This is a genomic window from Corynebacterium sp. P4-C1, assembly GCF_030503595.1.
Classification (GTDB): Bacteria; Actinomycetota; Actinomycetes; order Mycobacteriales; family Mycobacteriaceae; genus Corynebacterium.
This window is the reverse complement of sequence record NZ_CP129966.1, coordinates 513,033-531,368: the sequence shown is the minus strand read 5'-3', so window position 1 is coordinate 531,368 and position 18,336 is coordinate 513,033. Positions and strand designations below refer to the sequence as shown.

Below are 18,336 nucleotides of genomic sequence, written 5' to 3'. Positions count from 1 at the left end.
AGGGAGCCATGACTCCACCCGCTCGCCGCGAAGGCACACCGGACAACAACAACGCCAATAACAGGGAGGAGAGGTTCTTCCTCTCCAACGCGAAGCCCGCCAAGCACCAGAACGTCAGCTTGAGCAAACGGCGCGAGAACGCCGAGAAAAACGAGAATAACGAGCCGCACCCGCTCGCCGACAACTGGTGGGACGAGCGCGAAGATCCCGTCGCCCCGCTCGGCAAGGAGATTGAGCACGGCGACGAGGACGGAAAGCGCACTCCACGCCGCAAGCCGAACGAGGGGATCCGTTTGCAGAAGGTGCTCGCCCAGGCGGGCGTGGCCTCCCGCCGCCACTCCGAGGTCATGATCGACGAGGGCCGCATCGAGGTCAACGGGAAAATCATCCGCAAGCAGGGCGTGCGCGTGGACCCGAACGTGGACATCATCCGCGTCGACGGAGTGCGCGTGAACGTCAACGAGGAGCACCAGTATTTCGCGCTGAACAAACCGCGTGGCATGCACACCACCATGGAGGACGACATGGGCCGTCCGTGCGTGGGCGACCTAGTGGCGGACCGTGTTGTGGCGGGGCAGCGCCTCTTCCACGTCGGGCGCCTCGACGCTGACACGGAGGGCCTGCTCCTGCTCACCAACGACGGCGAACTGGCCAACCGTCTCATGCACCCGAAATACGAGGTGTCCAAGACTTACCTCGCAACAGTGCTCGGTGAGGCGAAACCGGCGCTCGTGCGCGATCTGAAGAAGGGCATCGAGCTTGACGACGGCGTGGCGAAGGCCGACTTCGCCCAGATCGTCGACACCTACCAGGGGCAGTCCCTGGTCCGCCTGGAGATCCACGAAGGGCGCAAGCACGTCGTGCGCCGCATGCTCAAGGCTGCCGGCTTCCCAGTGCAGCGGCTCGTGCGCACCAAGATTCACACTGTGCAGCTCGGCGAGCTCAAACCGGGCACTATGCGCGCACTCAACGACTCGGAGCTGACTGCTCTCTACAAGGCGGTGGACATGTAATGAGCGAATCTGCGAACATTCTCACGAATATGCCTGACGGGGGCCTGATTCTCGCCGTCGACGGCCCGTCAGGCACCGGCAAGTCCACCACTTGCCGCGCATTAGCGAAGCAGCTCGACGCGAAATACGTGGACACCGGTGCCATGTACCGGGTGGCGACACTCGCTGTGCTTCGCGCGGGCATCGACCCGGCTGATAACGAGGCAGTCATCGCAGCGACGCGCGAGTTGCCGCTCGAGGTGTCCGAAGACCCCGATTCCACCGACGTCATTCTCGACGGCGAGAACGTCGCGGGCGAGATCCGCGGCCGCGAGGTCACCCAAAACGTCTCGGCGGTCTCCGCCATCCCGGAAGTCCGCACCAACCTCGTCGAACTGCAGCGCAAGCTCGCGCGTGAAGCGCACCGCGCGATTGTCGAAGGCCGCGACATTGGCACCGTCGTGCTTGTCGACGCCCCCGCCAAAGCCTTCCTCACCGCTTCCCCCGAGGTCCGGGCCACTCGCCGTTACGACCAGGACATCGCGGCCGGCCGCGACGCCGACTACGACACTGTCCTAGCCGATGTCATCCGTCGCGACGAGCTGGATTCCTCCCGCGCAACGAGCCCACTGCGCCCGGCCGAAGACGCGGAGATCATCGACACCTCCGACATGGACAAAGGCGAGGTCTTGGACGCTTTGATCTCGTTGATCGAAAGGAGCGCGCGATGACGGATCCGAATAGCCCGCGCACGAACGACGGCTCTGATGCACACTCCGAGGCCGACGAGACCCAGTTCCAATACACCCAGTTCAACCCCGAGGATTACGAGGGCGAAGTCATCTCTGAGTATGACGCGTACGAGGAAGCTTTCGAAGAAGACCTCGAGGAGGTCGGTGGCGAGTTCGACGATTCCGAATTCGGCCCCGCAGACTACGGCGAGGATGAGCGCGACGGCTTTACCGACGAGGAATGGGAAGAACTGGGGGAGGCCTACGGCATCACGCCGGACGGTCACCTGGAGGAGGCGCTGCCGACAGTGGCGATTGTGGGGCGGCCGAACGTCGGCAAGTCCACGCTCGTCAACCGTTTCCTCGGGCGGCGCGAAGCTGTTGTGGAGGACCACCCGGGCGTGACGCGCGACCGCGTGAGCTACCTGGCGGACTGGAATGGGCAACGGTTCTGGGTGCAGGACACCGGCGGCTGGGATCCGGACGCGAAGGGGATCCACGCCTCCATCGCGCACCAGTCGGAAGCGGCCATGGAAGACGCGGACGTCATCGTCATGGTCGTCGACGCGCACGTGGGCGTCACCGATTCAGACGCGTTCATGGCGCGCAACCTGCAGCGTTCCAATGTTCCGGTCCTGCTCGTGGCCAACAAATTCGAGTCCGAGTCGCAGTGGGGCGACGTCGCCGAGTTCTATTCGCTCGGCCTCGGCGACCCCTGGCCGGTCTCCGCCCTGCACGGGCGCGGGGGTGCGGATGTCCTCGATGAGATCGTCAAGGTCTTCCCCGAGGAGCCGAAGTCCGCGCGGTCGATCACGGAGGGGCCGCGGCGTGTGGCGCTCGTTGGCAAGCCAAACGTCGGCAAGTCCAGCCTGCTGAACAAGCTATCCAAGTCGAAGCGCGCTGTCGTCGACAATGTCGCCGGCACCACCGTCGACCCAGTGGATGAACTTATCCAGCTCGACGAACGTCTCTGGCGTTTCATCGATACGGCAGGCCTGCGCAAGAAAGTCAAGAACGCGACGGGCCACGAGTACTACGCGTCGCTGCGCACGCGCGGCACGATCGACGCGGCCGAGGTCTGCGTCGTCCTGATCGACGCCTCCCAGGAGATCACAGAGCAAGACCAACGCGTCATCTCCATGGTGCTCGAATCCGGCAAGGCCATGGTGATCGCCTTCAACAAGTGGGACCTCATGGACGAGGACCGCCGCTACTACTTCGACCGTGAATTCGACATGCAGCTCAACCAGCTGCCGTGGGTCTCCAAGATCAACATCTCCGCCGAGACAGGCCGCGGCCTGCACCGCCTGGAGAAAGAAATGATCACCGCGCTGGACAACTGGGACAAGCGCATCTCCACCGGCCAGTTGAACAACTGGCTGCGCGAGGCGATCGCGGCGAACCCGCCGCCAATGAAGAACAACCGTCTGCCGAAGGTGCTTTTCGCCACGATGGTCAGCACCCGCCCGCCGACAATCGTGCTATTCACCACCGGCTTCCTCGACAGCGGGTATCGCCGCTACCTGGAGCGTAAATTCCGCGAGCAGTTCGGCTACCACGGCACTCCGGTGCGTTTCGCGGTGCGCGTTCGCGAGCGCAACCCGCGGAGGCGCTAGGTCACCGGCGGCCGCGGCGGTACAGGAACGCGTCTGTGCGGTAGGGGAGCGGAACAGGCTGCCCCCGATCGAAGCCGAGGCGCTCGTAAAGGTACCAGCTCAAATTCGCCTCCACCTTCTGCTGTGTCGCGGCGTTCGCCCGCAGCCAGTACGAGCGCGTCCGCGCGAGTGCGAACAGGTCCTCAGGCGTGACCGCCTGGAACCACCGTGTGCGCACCTCGCGTTCGAGTCGCCAGGGCGCGGCGACAGCAGGGTAGAAGCCCTCCCTGTGCACATCCCCGGAATGGCTGATGCGCGACAGGCGCAGCACCCACGGGTGGGACACGTCGAGGGTGTTCCAACACAGCATCAGTGAACCGCCGGGAGCGACCACACGGTCGGCTTCGGCACTTGCGGCATCCGCGTCCACCCAGTGCCACGTCTGCGCGCTGACATACGCGTCGACGACTCCGTCACGCAGGCCCGTCGCTTCCGCCGTCGCACGCCAGACAGGTACGTCCGGGCACGCCGCGCGCAGCACGCGAAGCATGCTTATCGACGGATCCACCGCCCACACCCGCCGCCCCCGTCCGCGCTCCAACAACGTGGAGGTGAGTTTGCCGGTGCCGGCGCCGACGTCGATAAGCGAAACCGCGCCGCTGACGAGCGCCGCGACTTCCGGCGGGTACGACGGGCGCACAGCGTCGTAGTCCGTCGCACCGGCCGTGAAAGCTCCGGCCGTGAATGCGCGGGCCGCGGCATCCGCGAACCCGGGCGCCTCCTTGCCGCTAGGTTTGAAATGCCGCGGGTCCGGGTGCTCCTCCATGACGTGAAATCTACCTCCTTGACAGAACCCGGTGAATTCGGCGTGAACGGTGCCTGCATGCCACGCGGGAAACAGACGCGGCTTGTACGATGGCGTAGGCTTCTCACCTCACCCACGTCGATCGAAGGATGACTCGCAGACCAGTGAAACGCACACGCACAGCTGCCGCTTCAGCCGTGTTTCTGCTCACCCTCGCCGGCCTTGGCGCGTGCGGCGAAAACAACGAGGACCTGCACGTCTCCGATGCCGCCGACGAGGCCCGGGAAGAAATCGCTGAGGTAGAAGCCGATTTCAGCGGGGAACCGAGCACCTTCAACCAGACCGTCAAGATCGGCGACCGCTCGCGCGAGTACCTCGTGACAACACCACCCGAAGTTGAAGACCGCGAAAATCTTCCCCTGATCTTCGTCTTCCACGGCTACAGAATGACCGACTCCTCCATGCGGAAGATGACCGAACTGGACAAGGCCAACGCCGTCGTCGTGTACATGCAGGGAGTCAACACAGCTTGGGCTCCCGCTCCCTACGCGACAACGACCGGCGACGAAGATCTCGCTTTCTTCGACGCAGTGCGCCAAGAGATGATCGACACGTACCCGATCAACCCCGCCCGCGTCTTCGCCTTCGGTCTCTCCAACGGCGGTGGCTTCGCCGCGTACACCGCCTGCCACCGCGCCCACCAGATCACCGGAATCGCGACGGTGTCCGCCGCCTACTACGAGCGTGTATTGGAAAACTGCGCGCCCATTCCCACCAAGCAGATCGACTTCCACGGGACATCCGACAAGACCATCAACTACGACGGGGGAGTGCGCTACGGCACGAACTACGATGCCCTCTCCTTCGTCATGGACGAGGCCGCCCGCAGAAACCACTGCGCACCGGACCCGTCGACGGAGAACCTGGACCGGCCCGGCGAAGAGTTCATCTGGGAGCATTGCGACGCCCCGTTGCGCCACTACCGCCTCGACGGCAGCTCCCACATCTGGCCCGGAAGCGACAGCGACAAAGGGCCCGGGGAGCACACCACCGATGACTTCGCCACACGGGAGATACTCGATTTTTTCGGTATTTCTTCGCGCGAAAATTTAGGTTAAATACTGACCGTTCAACCCTGAAATAGGAGCAGAACAGTTTTTTCGCGGAGGTCACGACGCTCCGGAGTGGCATTAGTTGGTATCGAAATAGGAATTTCACAGTCCTTGCGGCCGGTGTTTTGGGTGCGCAGATCGCATTCATGGCCACCTATACCGGAATCAACGTGACGTCCTACGACATCAACGACGACGCCGTCGCGGCAGGGAAGAAGCGTTTCGACGCGATCGGCGGGCAAATGATCAAGGAGCTCTCCTCAGCAACGGAGGAGACCGTCGCCGCAGCCCGCTCCCACCTTTCGCAGACATCCGATCTCGCCGAGGCGGTCGGTGCTGCCGACGTGATCATCGAGGCAGTCCCAGAACGCCTCGACCTGAAGCGCGACGTGTGGGCCAAGGTCGGCGAGTTGGCTCCCAAACACACCATCTTCGCGACCAACACCTCAACGTTGCTCCCGAGCGACATCGCGGATGCTTCGGGTGCTCCGGAGCGCTTCCTCAACGCAGGCATGGAACTAGCGCAGCTTGATATTGCGGACATTGCGGACATGGACAGGGATTGGCGCAACTCCACCGGCTCACCTATGGGGCTGTTCCAGATCATCGACGAGGTGGGCCTCCGTACCGTCGCGGCCATCCTCCAGAGTGAACAGGACGCGCCCGAGTGGAAGAAGCAATTCCTCGCCGAGACGATTGTCCCGATGATCGAAGCCGGCAAAACCGGACGCGAAGCTGGCGAAGGGATCTACACCTACGACGCGGACGGCAAGCCGCGCGCGGTTTAATCCAGTTCCGCCGTGTGCGGCGATGCAGCCGCCGCCGGAGTGCTCCTGCTCAGCAGCGCCGAAAAACACGTTGATCTGGGAATCCTTCGAGACCCTAGCGATGTCCACGATCAAACGGATGTTCAGGCCCTCGGCCGTTTCGATGTTGCCTGCAAGAGCATCGATGTCGGAGGTGGCCTTGTTGCCGTCCTTGTCAAAGAGACCTTCGACACTGACAGCGTCAGCGGGGATCGGGGCTGCAGTCTGCGCGATGGCAGCGGGTGCGCCGAAGGGGGCGGCGGTCTCGACAACCTGGACGGTGGAAACTGCGAGACGCGCCGCAGCACCGCAAGCGCGGCCGGATCGTGAGCATCCGGGGCAGACCAGTGTGGAGGTCACCGCGGGGCTACCGGGTGATGAATGAACCGAACAAACAGGGCGCGATGCAGCAACTGTTCGGACCGTTGAGAATCTGTGCGTGAGAAATGGAACGGAGGATTAAACCGAGAGTATTCGACCGGAAAGAACCGGAAAGAAAAAGCCCGGGGAAGTGCCCCGGGAAATTGGTCGGGCTGACAGGATTTGAACCTGCGACCCCTACACCCCCAGTGTAGTGCGCTACCAAACTGCGCCACAGCCCGTTGTCCGCATTGCGGTGCATGCGCGGAGCATGCTCGCGTGGAACGTCGGTTAGATTACCGCACGGCCGGTTGATTGCTGTAATCGGCTGGTCACGTAAAGTTGCCCCATGGGCAAGTTTGACTGGTTCTGGAAGGCGATGGGCTCTTCGAGCGAGCGCAACGACAAGAAGTCGAAGGGCATCGTCGCGCAGGCGCACCAGCTGATCGGGGAGTACGAGCAGCGCAGCGACACGGAGCTTGTGGACACGATCCGGGGGACAGTCGACAGCGGCCAGATCAAGAAAAAGCCGGAGTTTCTAGCGGCGTTGACGGTGGCGTCGGCGCGCACGCTGGGAATGACTCCGTTCGAGGTGCAGAACCAGGCGGTGCTCCGCCTCCTCGAAGGCGACGTGATCCAGATGGCCACGGGCGAGGGCAAAACGCTCGTCGGAGCGATGGCAGCGACGGGCTTCGCGCTCACGGGGAAGCGCGTGCACGTGATCACGGTGAACGATTATTTGGCGGCGCGCGACGCGGACTGGATGCGCCCGCTGGTGGAGTTCTTCGGGTTGACGGTGGCGTCGGTGACGGAGGCGTCGTCACGCGAGGAGCGGGTGCGCGCCTACCGCTGCGATATCGTCTACGCGCCGGTCGCGGAGGTCGGTTTCGACCATCTGCGCGATAATCAGATCACTCACCGCGACCAGACCGTCCAGCCCGCCGCGGATGTCGCGCTCGTCGACGAAGCGGACAGCGTGCTTGTCGACGAAGCCTTGGTTCCCCTCGTCCTCGCCGGCGCGAAACCGGGGGAGCAGGCCACCGGGCAGATCACTGAGGCCGTGTCTCACCTGGTGGAGGACAAGGATTACACCATCGATTCCGACCGACGCAACGTCTTCCTCACCGACGACGGAGCAGCGAAAGTGGAGCGTGAGCTGGGCATCGATTCCCTGTACTCGGACGAGAATATTGGCACTGTCCTGGTGCGCGTGAACTTGGCGCTGCACGCGAAGGCTCTGCTGATCAGGGATGTCCACTACATCGTGCGCGACGGGAAGATCGATCTCGTCGACGCCTCCCGCGGGCGCGTCGCGGACCTGCAGCGCTGGCCCGACGGTCTGCAGGCGGCAGTGGAGTCGAAGGAGGGCCTCGACGTTTCCGAGGGCGGGCGCATTCTGGACCAGATCACTCTGCAGGCCCTGATGCGCCGGTACCCGCTGGTTTGCGGAATGACGGGTACGGCAGTGGAGGCGACGGACCAGCTGCGCCAGTTCTACGACCTCCACGTTTCAGTCATCGACCGTGCCAAGGAACTGAAGCGTTTCGACGAAGTCGACCGTATCTACGCCACCATGGAGGACAAGTTCGCCGCTCTCGTCGACGAGATTGCCCACATCCATTCAACCGGGCAGCCGGTGCTCGTGGGTACGCACGATGTGGCTGAATCGGAGGCGCTCGCAGAGGCGCTCGAGGAACGGGGGATCACGGTCAACGTCCTTAACGCGAAGAACGACGCGGAGGAGGCCCGCATCGTCGCTGAAGCGGGCGACCTCGGCCGCGTGACGGTGTCGACGCAGATGGCCGGCCGCGGCACTGACATCCGTCTCGGCGGCGCCGACGAGACGGACCGCGACGCAGTGGTCGAACTCGGTGGTCTCGCCGTCATCGGCACTGCCCGCCACCGCACCGCGCGCCTGGACAACCAGCTGCGCGGCCGCGCCGGCCGGCAGGGCGACCCAGGCTTAAGTGTCTTCTTCGTTGCTCTTGAGGACGACATCGTCGTGTCCGGCGGCGCTGACGAAAAAGTCACCGCACACCCCGACGAGAACGGCCTCATCGACACCAAACGCGTCCGCGATTTCATCGAGCACTGCCAGCGCGTCACCGAGGGGCAGCTCTTGGAGATCCACGCGCAGACGTGGAAGTACAACCAGTTGCTGGCGGACCACAGGGAGATCGTCGATAAGCGGCGTGCGTCGCTGCTGGACACCGGTCAAGCCTGGCGCGAGCTCTCTGAGCGCAGCCCTCAGCGCGCAGCCCAACTTCAGGCGCAGGGCATCGCCCCAGAGGTGCTCGAACAGGCCGCACGCGAGATCATGCTCTTCCACCTCGACGACGAATGGTCCGAGCACCTCGCCGTCATGGATGACGTGCGCGAATCCATCCACCTGCGCGCCATCGCCCGGGAAACGCCGATCACCGAATTTCACCGCATCGCCGTCCGGGAATTCAAAGAGCTGGCCAACCGTGCTGTCGACCGCGCAGTCGAAACCTTCGAAAGCGTGCATATCGACGCCGACGGTGCCCACCTCACCGATGCCGGCTGGAAGCGCCCCAACGCGACATGGACCTATATGGTTTCCGACAACCCGCTTTCTGGCGGCGGAAACTCCGTGATTTCGGGCATAGCCAGCATTTTCCGCTGAGCCCGGCCACTGCGCGAAGTGTCCCAACCGCGCAGTGCGGGCAGTTGTCAGTATGATGATCGTGGACTTTAATTGAGAGTTGTATCCGTCTAATACGTCAGGAGAAGAGATGAGCGAGAACACCGGTACACCGGAGGCACAGGTAGAAACCACCTCTGTCTTCCGTGCGGATCTTCTGAAAGAGATGGAGACGGGAGCCAACACCGCCTCTGACCACGTGGGCGGCGCCGACGGCCTGCCCGCCGATGCGGCACTTCTCGTGGTCAAGCGTGGCCCGAACGCAGGCGCACGCTTCCTGCTGGACCGCGACACCACCACAGCCGGCCGCCACCCGGAGGCCGACATCTTCCTCGACGATGTGACCGTTTCCCGCCGCCACGCAGAGTTCCGCCGCAACGACGGCGAATTCGAGGTCGTCGACGTCGGATCCCTCAACGGCACCTACGTCAACCGAGAGCCGCGTAACTCCCAGACGTTGTCCACTGGAGACGAGATTCAGATCGGCAAGTTCCGTCTCGTCTTCATCGCCGACGAAGACTAGAACCTAGAAACTGGATACTAGGGACCCGAGAGGACCCGAGCCAGAACGAGTCGCTGGCTATTCGAGTTTTCTCCCGTTGCGTGTGGCGCGTGCAGCACGTGTGGCAAGTGGGGGAAATGAAGCTGAATTAAGCTGGCCAAAGTTCAACAGAGCTAGACGAAGTTAGACAGAATTAGACACTGTGAGCGCAATCCGGAAAACGAAGCCGAGCGGTCAGGCACCCCGCTCGGGCACCAAGACCATGTCGATCGGCGTGGTGATCAAGTGCCTCAGCGAGGAGTTCCCGGATGTCACCGTGTCCAAAATCCGCTTCTTGGAGTCTGAGGGGCTGATTAGCCCTGAGCGAACGCAGTCCGGTTACCGCCGCTTCACGGAGGCGGATGTTGAACGGCTCCGCTACATCCTCATCACCCAACGCGACAACTACCTGCCGTTGAAGGTGATCCGCGAGCAGCTGGAAGCGATGGATTCGGGAAAGGTGAGCAAGGTCAGTGCCGTGATGGCCGGCCAGGGTGCCGCGGAGCCGCTGATCGCGCCCGAACAGTTCGCCGCGCCGCTCGCCACGCGCCTAAGCGACCAGGATGTCGCCGAGCAAGCCGACTGCTCTGCGGAGGTCGTTGCCCAGTGCATCGATGCCGGACTTATCGTGCCTGATTCTTCGGGCATGTTCACCGCAGACGATGTCCGCGTCGTGTCCACTGCCGTCTCACTTACCGAATTCGGTCTGGATACCCGCCATCTCAAGCGCATCCGCCAGTCGGCGTCCCGCCAGGCGGACTTGATTGAACAGGTGACGGAGCCCGTCGCCAAGTCCGGCCGCGCCGCTGCGAAGCAAGAGGCCGGCGAGATCAGCCAGCAGATGACTGCTTTGGTTGTGTCGCTCCACGCCGCCCTTGTGAAGAACGAGCTCCGCCGCGGACTCGCCTGAGAACACTGAAGCAGCTGATTTTATGAGCACCGTTCCTGTTTCCCTGTGCGGGGTATTTCCCGTCGGCCCCGAAAGCTTCCTCTGCGCAGTGCTGCTGTGGGAGGAACGCCGCCGCTTCCTGCCGATCTGGCTCCCGCCTGTCGGCGGCGCACAGGTTCTCGGCCGCATCGGGGAGTGGGAGCCCACCCGCCCAGATACGCACAATTTGCTTCTCGACGTCATCGAGCAGTCCACCACCGGCGTTTCCGCCATCGAGCTGACCGGTTATTACAACGGCGTCTACATGGCCCAGGTGACTATGGAGGACGGGGCCGAATTCGATTGCCGCCCCACCGACGCGCTCATTCTCGCGCTGATGCTCGACATGCCGATCGAGGTCGAAGAAGACGTGCTCAACCAGGCCTCCCTGTGGTTGAGCGCCGAGGATGCGGCCGATTATTTCGATATCGAGTTCAGCTCCGATTACGGCGGCTACGCCGATTTCGGGGACTTCAATAACCCTGACTTCGCTGGTGGCGACAAACAGGCTGACCTTGCCTTCGAGAACCTCATGAGGGAACTCGGAGTGGAGGAGAAGGACCTCGGCTTCGGCGAGGCCGACACTGATCACACCGATCGCACCGCCGACACCGATGGCAGCGCTACCAACACTGAGACCCCTGATACCACTGACGGATTTGGTAGTCCTGGTACCGCGGATGCCCATGGAGATCCCGGACTGCCTGATAGTCCTGATAACTCTGATAACCCTGATACTCAGGGTGACAATGAGGAATAGGAACTCTAAAGTTAAAGTTGAGGTTAAGATTCGGCGTGTCGACTGCCGAGGTCTTGACCGCAGCATATGCTTGCCCTTAAATAACCTTTAGGCACTTTCCTAAACTTCATGGGAGTAATTACGTGAGTACGATCGATAGCGTCACCGCCGCCGACGGTGCAGAAGCACCAGTTCAGGAGACCCTCTTCGACCTCGGGCCCTCCGACGAAGTCGGCTACCGCGTTCCGATCGCCTGCCAAGTCGCCGGCATCACCTACCGCCAGCTCGATTACTGGGCGCGCACCGACCTGGTCCGCCCCTCCATCCGAAACGCGACGGGCTCGGGCTCTCAGCGCCTATACTCCTTTAAGGACATCCTCGTCCTGAAGATCGTAAAGGGCCTTCTGGACACCGGCATCTCCCTGCAGAACATCCGCCTCGCCGTGGACAAGCTCCGCGACCGTGGCATCAACGAGATCTCCGAGATCACCCTCGTCTCCGACGGCACCACGGTGTACGAGTGCCGCTCCAACGACGAGATCATCGACCTGCTCGGCGGCGGTCAGGGCGTGTTCGGTATCGCCGTCCCGCAGATCGTCAAGGAACTCACCGGCACGATCTCCGCTTTCCCGTCCGAGCGCATCGGCGGCGCCAACGAGGAAGAAGACGACAACGTCGTGGCTCTCGACGAGCTGGCTGACCGCCGTCGCCGCCGCAGCTCCTAAAGCTCACCGCGCACTCCCTGAAGAACGCAGAAGGGGTGCGGTCCCGTAGCTGGGATCGCACCCCTTTTCGGTGTCTTCCTCTACTAGATATGGTCCCAGGCCCGATCCAAGATCAGGTGCAAAGTCAGTACCACACTAAGGTTGGGATCAGGCCAGAGTGAGGATCAGGTCAGAGTCAGGACCAGATCTCGGACCAGATCCCGGACTAGGAAAGCCCCGCAGCGGAGCGGACTGCCTCTGGGAGCGCAGCGGCGTCGGGGGCCTGGGAGGTGAAGGAGGCGGCGTCGATAAGCGCGTTGTCCGCTTCGCCGCTTCCGACCCGGACAATGGTGAGGTCGATGCCCTTGGCCTTGGCCTCTTTGAGCGCCTGGAGCGCGGAATCATCGGCGCTGTCCACGGATCCGGATGTGATCAGGACGATGCGGACAGGATTCTCCGGGGTCGCCTCGGTTTGCGCGTAGTCGACGGCGGCGGCGACTGCCTCACGGGTCTGCGGCTGGCCGTCGTTAACGAACCGGAAAGCGGTGCCGGTGGCATCGTCAGCATTGCCGGTGAAGGCGACGTTGGCGCGGTACCCCTTGTTCACGCCAGGCGTGAGCGGGGAGGAGTAGTTCCACAGCGCAACGGAGTGACCGCCGGACGTGATCTCGCCGATGGCCGCGTCAATCGCTTCTGCCGCCGGGTCGTTGAACTCCGCCATTCCGGCAGAGGTGTCGAGCAGGAACAGCGTGTCAGCCGGTTCGCCCGGAGCGCCCGCCTCCTGCGTGCCTGACGGTTGGTCGCTGCCGGCAGTTTGCGCCTCGGGATCGGTGACGCGCTTCCCGCCCTCCGGCTCGGCCGCGGACCAGACAGGCTCGCTCACATCGGACATGTCCTGGACGACATCGCCGTTGGCATCGGTGAATGTCTTGCCTGCGTAGTCGCCGAAAGCCTGCGCGGCGCGGGTCTGCTCCTCGTTGACCGAGTCGGTGGTGTTGAGGGGGATAGCGGAGTAGACGAGTTGTGCATCGTCGAGAGGCGTGAAGGTCGTTCCCTCCAGTGCGTTGTCTTCGGTAGTCGCGACAAGCTTGCCTTGTTGGGCTGCGGCGTCGGAGACAGCTGGGATGCGCTGCTTCTTCAGAGCATCAGCCGCTGCCTGATCGGATTCGGCGAGCTTCTGGGAGGCGATCGCAGAGGCCTCCGGCTGCGTGGCAGTGGTGAAGACGACGTCCGCCAGGGTAGGTGCGTCAGCCTTATCGGCGGGACCGGCGACACCGACGGCGGAGGCGTAGACGGCCGGGGGCTCGTTGTTCGCGGAGCTGCGGCCGGCCGCGGTTATCTCGTTGGTGGTGATCGGAGAAAGGGGGGCGACGTAGACGGCGGCGTCCTCAAGCTTTTCGACGTATTCCGGTGTCACGCAGTAGTCGCGCACCACGGGGTGGGACGCCGCGTAGTCCTCTACGAGCTGCTCGCCGACGGTCTTGTTAGCAGCTGCGATAGGCAGTGCGAGGTCGCCGGCGACGCACTCCTGCTCACCCGCGGCATTGGTGCCCGTTTCTCCCGAACCGGATCCGCCGCGCAGCACCAGCCACGCGATGACAGCGGCAATCAGCAACGCAATGACGGCCAGAACCGCTATGACCTCCTTGGACAAGGAGTAGTTGTTCTTTCCGGTGGAGTGCCGTCCCATGGCGCAGGCCCCTTTCGAGCAGAGATCTTCCCGCTCAGTCTAGTAGCCGAGGACGCTGTCGAGGATCGTGACAAGGCGGTGTCGCAAGGCTTCTCCGCGTCCCGTGAAGGCGCGTTGGCGGGCGACGTACTCGGCTTTGCCTTCCGGGGTTTCGACAGGCACGACTCCGTAGCCAAGCACACGGCAGTCGTACGGGGAGGCTTCCATGTCAAGCAGGCGGATGTCGCAGGCGAGCTCGAAGCAGTCGAGGAAGAGCTCGCCGGGCACGAGCGGCCCCATTTTTGCCGCCCATTTGAACAGGTCCATCCCGGCGTGCAGGCAGCCGGCTTGTTCATGGGAGGGGCGCGTTGTGCTCTCGAGCACCGTCAGATTCAACGGCTTCGCGGGCGGCGTGAAGAACCGGTACGCGTCGTAGTGCGTGCACTTGAGCTCGTGCTTATCGACGACCGCGTTCGTCCCCTCCGCCCCCAACCGCAACGGGAGACTGTGGCGGGGCTTCTCATCCCGGTAGACCATGGCCCATTCGTGCAGCCCGAAGCAGTCGAATTGCGTCCGGTTATCCTGTGTGGCGCGCAGAAGATGCCGGATACGCTCCAGATCTTCGCGCCGGTGGGCCAGGAAATCGTCCACATCGGCGGTGACCGAACCGTCGGGGGCGGTCGCGTAGTGGCGCCACTGGGTGTGGGGAGCGTGGGCGGCGTCGATAAGCGAAATGCCCGGCCCCGGATGCCACCGCAACACGTGCGCCGGGCGTACGGCGTAGTAGTCGAAGAGGAAATCCCAGATAGGGTGCTTCTCGCCGCGCGAACGCCGCTCGAGGTGCGGGTCGACCCACACCCGTGCCCGTTCCTCGTGCGCGCGCAACAGTTCCTCCCATTCGGCGCGCGGAAGTGCCGTCGGCATCGCCGGTCTACTCGTCCTCGTGGGTCCAGTCGGAGACCGTGCCCACGTATTCCTCGATCAAATCCTCCAGCGCGAGAACACCGACAAGCTCGCCGTGATCGCGCACCTGCGCCATGTGGGCCGAACGGCGGTGCATGGATGTCAACGCGTCGTCGAGGCTTCCGGAGCCGTCCACAATGCTCAAGCGACGGATGCGGTTCTGCGGAATGATCGGGTTCGCCGCATCCGACTGCAGCAGATCCAGCACGTCCTTGACGTGGATATACCCCACGAGAGCGCCCGCAGACCCCTCCACGGGGTAGCGCGAGTAACCCGTCTCCCTGACGGCCTTCTCCAAAGCCGAAAGCGTGATGCCGCCGCGGGAATAGGGGATGGTCACCACGTCGTCGATCGGAATCATGACCTCTTTGAAGCTGCGGTTCTCCGACGACAGGGCGTTGGCGAGACGCACGGTCTCTTCCGCATCAAGTAGGCCCTCCTGGCGCGACTCCTCGATCATATTCGCGAGCTGCTCCTGGTCTACCGTCGAGTCCAACTCGTCGCGCTGCTCCACACCCATAAGGTGCAGCGTCCAACGCGCGAGCTCGTTGAGGGCGTAGATGAACGGCCGGGTCAGCTTCACCCACATATCCATCGCGGGGGTGAGCCACACCGCCAGCGTCTCGGGCCCGGCGATCGAGATATTCTTCGGGATCATCTCGCCGAAGATGATGTGCAGCACAGTGATGAGCAGCAGCGCAATCACGAACGACAGCGGGTGCAGCAGGTCTTCGGGTACGCCGAGACCGGTGAAGGGGACCTCGAGGAAGTGGGCGATCGCCGGCTCGGCGACCTTGCCCAGGATCAGTGAGGCAATCGTGATGCCGAACTGGGCGCCCGCGAGGTACAACGAGAGGTGCTCCGTGGCATTCATAGCTCGGCGGGCACCTGTCCTGCCTTGGGCCAGCATCGACTCGAGGCGGTCTTTGCGCGACGACACCAGCGCGAACTCCGCGGCCACGAAGAACGCGTTGGCCAGCAGAAGCGCGATGATGAGGATACTCGCTACCCAAATGCTCACTGTTCCCACTTCCTTGCGTCTTCGTCGGAGACAGGGGTGAGAATCGCTTTGTCCAGGCGGCGGCCCTCCATGACGGAGACACGCGCCAGCCAGCGGCCGGCGTTGCCGGACTCGAAATCATCCTGCGCCTCATTGTCCGACACTGGCAGAAGCACGGTGTCGCCGACTTGCGGGACGCGGCCGAGAGCCGACATGATCAGCCCGCCGAGGGTCTCGTACGGGCCGTCGGGGGACAGGTAGCTGGTGCGCTCGGCAAGTTCGTCGAGACGTACCAGGCCGGAGACCTCCCAGGAGGAGCCGAAACGGTGGAAGTCGCGCTCGGATTCGCGGTCGTCGTGCTCGTCGTAAACCTCGCCGAGAATCTCTTCGACGACATCCTCGATGGTCACCAAACCCTGGGTGCCGCCGTATTCGTCAGCGACGAGCACCATCTGCGAGCCGGCCGAACGCACTTGGTTGAGCACCGCATCGCCGTCGAGGGTCCCCGGAACGAAGGACACCGGCTTGGCCAGCGGACCGAGCAGCGTCGTCGCGCGCTCGTCGCTGGGGACAGAGAAGGCATCCTTGATGTGCACGATCCCGACGGTGTCGTCGAGGTCCCCGCGGCGGACGGGGAAGCGGGAGTGGCCAGTCTCAATAGCCAAGGCGATGAGGTCGCTGACCGTGTCCTCGACATCGAGGGAGTTGACTGTCGAACGCGGCGACATCACTTCTTCTGCCGTGGTCTCGCCGAACTGCAGGGACCTGTCGAGCATCCGCGCGGTGGCCGCATCCAAACCGCCGGCCTCCGCGGAGCTGCGCACCATCGCGCCGAGCTCCGGGCCGGAGCGTGCTGACGCAAGCTCATCCGCCGGCTCGATCCCGAGCTTGCGCACGAACCAGTTCGCCGACGCATTGAGTCCCTTGATGAACCAGGCGAAGACAGTGTTGAAAGCGTTGACGGGCGGAACAACGAAACGCGCTGCCGCGAGGGGATTGGCGATAGCCAGATTCTTCGGCACAAGTTCGCCGAAAACCATCGACAGCGTCGTGGCCACGATGAGAGCCAGCACCAAGGCCACGGGCCGGGAAGCTGACTCGCTCAGGCCGACAAGCTCAAGCAGCGGACCAAAGAAGCGCGCCAGCACCGGTTCGGCGAGGAAGCCGGTGGCCAGTGTCGTGATCGTGATGCCAAGCTGCGCGCCGGAGAGAACGAAAGAGAGATTGGCGTGGTCGCGCTGCACGGCGCGGGCGGTCTTATCGCCCTTTTCCTGCACGTGCGACTCGATCGTGGAGCGTTCGAGGCCGGTCATGGCGAATTCAATGGCCACGAAGAGACCGGTAGAAGCTGTGAGCAGCACGAAGCCGATCAAGGCGAGAATGGAGATCAGTATGTCCATGGGTGGTTAGAGCTCTTTGCGCCTGGGACTCCTTTTTCGGCGGCGCCCACCGTTGGGGTTGGAATGAGCTTTATTCGGTTGCCGTCCGCGCCGCGAACCCTGCGGACGTTGGTTGCGCGTCTTGGAGGGGGCCGCGGTCTGACCTGGCGGGGGCAGCGGATTGCCGTTTGGCTTCCGCGCTCCCGTGATTTTAGCAAGCTCGGCAGATTCGGCGCTAACCTCGACTTTCTTGGCGTCCACGCCGGCTTTGCGGAGGAGCTGGTCGACGTCTTTGCGCTGCTCGTCCATCACGAGCGTGACCACGGTTCCGGAAGTGCCCGCACGTGCGGTGCGGCCGGCGCGGTGGAGGTATGCCTTGTGCTCGGCGGGCGGGTCGATGTGGACGACGAGGGAGACATCGCTGATGTCGATTCCGCGGGCCGCGATGTCGGTAGCCACGAGCACGGGCAGGGAGCCGCCGGCGAAGCCCTCGATGGCGCGGGTGCGCGCACCTTGGCCCTTGTCGCCGTGGATGCCTTGCGCGTTGATGCCGACGCGGCGCAGCTTCTTCACCTGCCGGTCCACACCGCGCTTGGTGCGCATGAACATGATGGTCTTGCCGTCGCGCGCGGCGATCAGCGGAACAATGTCGTTGCGCGCTTCACGGTCGCCGACGAGCAGCTGGTAGTGCTCCATTGAATCGACGGCCGCGGCGGCGGGCGCCGTCGAGTGCGTCACGGGGTTGTCGAGGTATCGCTGAACAAGCTTGTCGACGTCACCGTCCAGCGTCGCCGAGAACAACAGGCGCTGGCCGGTGGAGGGGGTGGCGTCGAGAAGCTTGCGCACCTGGGGGAGGAAGCCCATGTCCGCCATCTGGTCGGCTTCGTCGATAGCTGTGATCTCAACGGCGTCGAAGCTGAGCTTGCCCTGGTTAATGAGGTCCTGCGCGCGTCCCGGTGTTGCCACGAGCACATCCACCGGTGCTGCGAGTGCGCGGATGTGGTTGTTGATGTTGACGCCGCCGACGACCTCGATGATGCGGAGGTTCACCGCCGCGGCGGGGTCGTCGAGACGCTGGCGGATCTGAGCGGCGAGCTCGCGGGTGGGGGCGAGAATGAGTCCGCGTGGATGGCCAGGGCGCGACGGCTTACCAGCGAGCAGAGCGAGCATCGGGAGACCGAACGTGAATGTCTTGCCGGACCCGGTAGGGCCGCGGCCGAGAACATCGCGGCCGTCGAGTACTCCCGGGATCGCCGCTTGCTGGATCGGGAAAGGCTGACGAATGCCCTGGGTGTCCAGGACGTCGACGATGGGGCGGGGAAGCCCTAAATCAAGAAAAGAAGGCAC

The 18,336-nt window shown here is 63.7% G+C and carries 16 protein-coding genes and 1 tRNA gene; 10 read left to right on the top strand and 7 right to left on the bottom strand.

Annotated features, from left to right (window positions below):
* The first annotated feature begins 8 nt into the window (after window positions 1-8).
* From QYR03_RS02525 to der, 3 genes are read left to right on the top strand one after another with little or no spacing between them, the layout of a single operon-like run.
* Entirely contained in the window at window positions 9-1,013 is a 1,005-nt protein-coding gene (locus QYR03_RS02525; protein WP_259851450.1) for a pseudouridine synthase, read from the top strand.
* Complete coding sequence (cmk, locus tag QYR03_RS02520; RefSeq protein ID WP_259851451.1) at window positions 1,013-1,723, top strand: (d)CMP kinase; 711 nt, start codon at window positions 1,013-1,015, stop codon at window positions 1,721-1,723. The genes QYR03_RS02525 and cmk overlap by 1 nt, the downstream gene beginning before the upstream one ends.
* Window positions 1,720-3,339: a ribosome biogenesis GTPase Der gene (gene der / locus QYR03_RS02515; protein ID WP_259851452.1), complete on the top strand. Its 1,620-nt coding sequence runs from the start codon at window positions 1,720-1,722 to the stop codon at window positions 3,337-3,339. Before cmk ends, der begins: the two co-directional genes overlap by 4 nt.
* Window position 3,340: 1 nt before the next feature.
* On the opposite strand, the gene QYR03_RS02510 is transcribed toward der, so the two are convergent.
* On the bottom strand, window positions 3,341-4,144 hold the full coding sequence (locus tag QYR03_RS02510; protein ID WP_259851453.1) for a class I SAM-dependent methyltransferase: 804 nt from the start codon (window positions 4,142-4,144) through the stop codon (window positions 3,341-3,343).
* 143 nt (window positions 4,145-4,287) lie between these two features.
* On the opposite strand from QYR03_RS02510, the gene QYR03_RS02505 reads away from it, so the two are divergent.
* Both QYR03_RS02505 and QYR03_RS02500 read left to right on the top strand, forming a co-directional pair.
* Window positions 4,288-5,241, top strand: coding sequence for a PHB depolymerase family esterase (locus QYR03_RS02505; protein ID WP_259851454.1), 954 nt, complete (start codon window positions 4,288-4,290; stop codon window positions 5,239-5,241).
* A gap of 71 nt (window positions 5,242-5,312) precedes the next feature.
* Window positions 5,313-6,023: a 3-hydroxyacyl-CoA dehydrogenase NAD-binding domain-containing protein gene (locus QYR03_RS02500; protein WP_301978980.1), complete on the top strand. Its 711-nt coding sequence runs from the start codon at window positions 5,313-5,315 to the stop codon at window positions 6,021-6,023.
* A gap of 543 nt (window positions 6,024-6,566) precedes the next feature.
* Here QYR03_RS02500 and QYR03_RS02495 read toward each other — a convergent pair.
* Window positions 6,567-6,643, bottom strand: a tRNA-Pro gene (locus tag QYR03_RS02495).
* Between the two features lie 107 nt (window positions 6,644-6,750).
* Between QYR03_RS02495 and secA2 the strand changes: the two genes are divergently transcribed.
* The 5 genes from secA2 (at window position 6,751) to QYR03_RS02470 (ending at window position 11,999) form a co-directional block, all read left to right on the top strand.
* Entirely contained in the window at window positions 6,751-9,048 is a 2,298-nt protein-coding gene (gene secA2 / locus QYR03_RS02490; RefSeq protein WP_301712951.1) for an accessory Sec system translocase SecA2, read from the top strand.
* Window positions 9,049-9,157: 109 nt separating this feature from the next.
* On the top strand, window positions 9,158-9,589 hold the full coding sequence (gene odhI / locus QYR03_RS02485; protein WP_301712952.1) for an oxoglutarate dehydrogenase inhibitor Odhl: 432 nt from the start codon (window positions 9,158-9,160) through the stop codon (window positions 9,587-9,589).
* Window positions 9,590-9,770: 181 nt separating this feature from the next.
* Window positions 9,771-10,517 carry a MerR family transcriptional regulator gene (locus QYR03_RS02480; protein ID WP_311197622.1) on the top strand — a complete coding sequence of 249 codons (747 nt, stop codon included), beginning with the start codon at window positions 9,771-9,773 and terminating at the stop codon, window positions 10,515-10,517.
* A 22-nt stretch (window positions 10,518-10,539) separates the two neighbouring features.
* Window positions 10,540-11,295 (top strand): bifunctional nuclease family protein, encoded by a 756-nt coding sequence (locus QYR03_RS02475; protein WP_301712953.1) that lies wholly within the window; start codon window positions 10,540-10,542, stop codon window positions 11,293-11,295.
* Between the two features lie 131 nt (window positions 11,296-11,426).
* Window positions 11,427-11,999: a MerR family transcriptional regulator gene (locus QYR03_RS02470; RefSeq protein ID WP_259851504.1), complete on the top strand. Its 573-nt coding sequence runs from the start codon at window positions 11,427-11,429 to the stop codon at window positions 11,997-11,999.
* Window positions 12,000-12,204: 205 nt separating this feature from the next.
* On the opposite strand, the gene QYR03_RS02465 is transcribed toward QYR03_RS02470, so the two are convergent.
* The 5 genes from QYR03_RS02465 to QYR03_RS02445 are packed head-to-tail and all read right to left on the bottom strand — an operon-like array spanning window position 12,205 to window position 18,336.
* Complete coding sequence (locus QYR03_RS02465; RefSeq protein WP_301712954.1) at window positions 12,205-13,668, bottom strand: VWA domain-containing protein; 1,464 nt, start codon at window positions 13,666-13,668, stop codon at window positions 12,205-12,207.
* 39 nt (window positions 13,669-13,707) lie between these two features.
* A complete protein-coding gene (locus QYR03_RS02460) occupies window positions 13,708-14,571 on the bottom strand; it encodes a 3-methyladenine DNA glycosylase (protein ID WP_301712955.1) in 864 nt (287 codons plus the stop codon).
* Between the two features lie 7 nt (window positions 14,572-14,578).
* A complete protein-coding gene (locus QYR03_RS02455) occupies window positions 14,579-15,631 on the bottom strand; it encodes a hemolysin family protein (protein WP_259851461.1) in 1,053 nt (350 codons plus the stop codon).
* Entirely contained in the window at window positions 15,628-17,010 is a 1,383-nt protein-coding gene (locus QYR03_RS02450; protein WP_259851462.1) for a hemolysin family protein, read from the bottom strand. Before QYR03_RS02450 ends, QYR03_RS02455 begins: the two co-directional genes overlap by 4 nt.
* A 6-nt stretch (window positions 17,011-17,016) precedes the next feature.
* A complete protein-coding gene (locus tag QYR03_RS02445; RefSeq protein WP_301712956.1) occupies window positions 17,017-18,336 on the bottom strand; it encodes a DEAD/DEAH box helicase in 1,320 nt (439 codons plus the stop codon).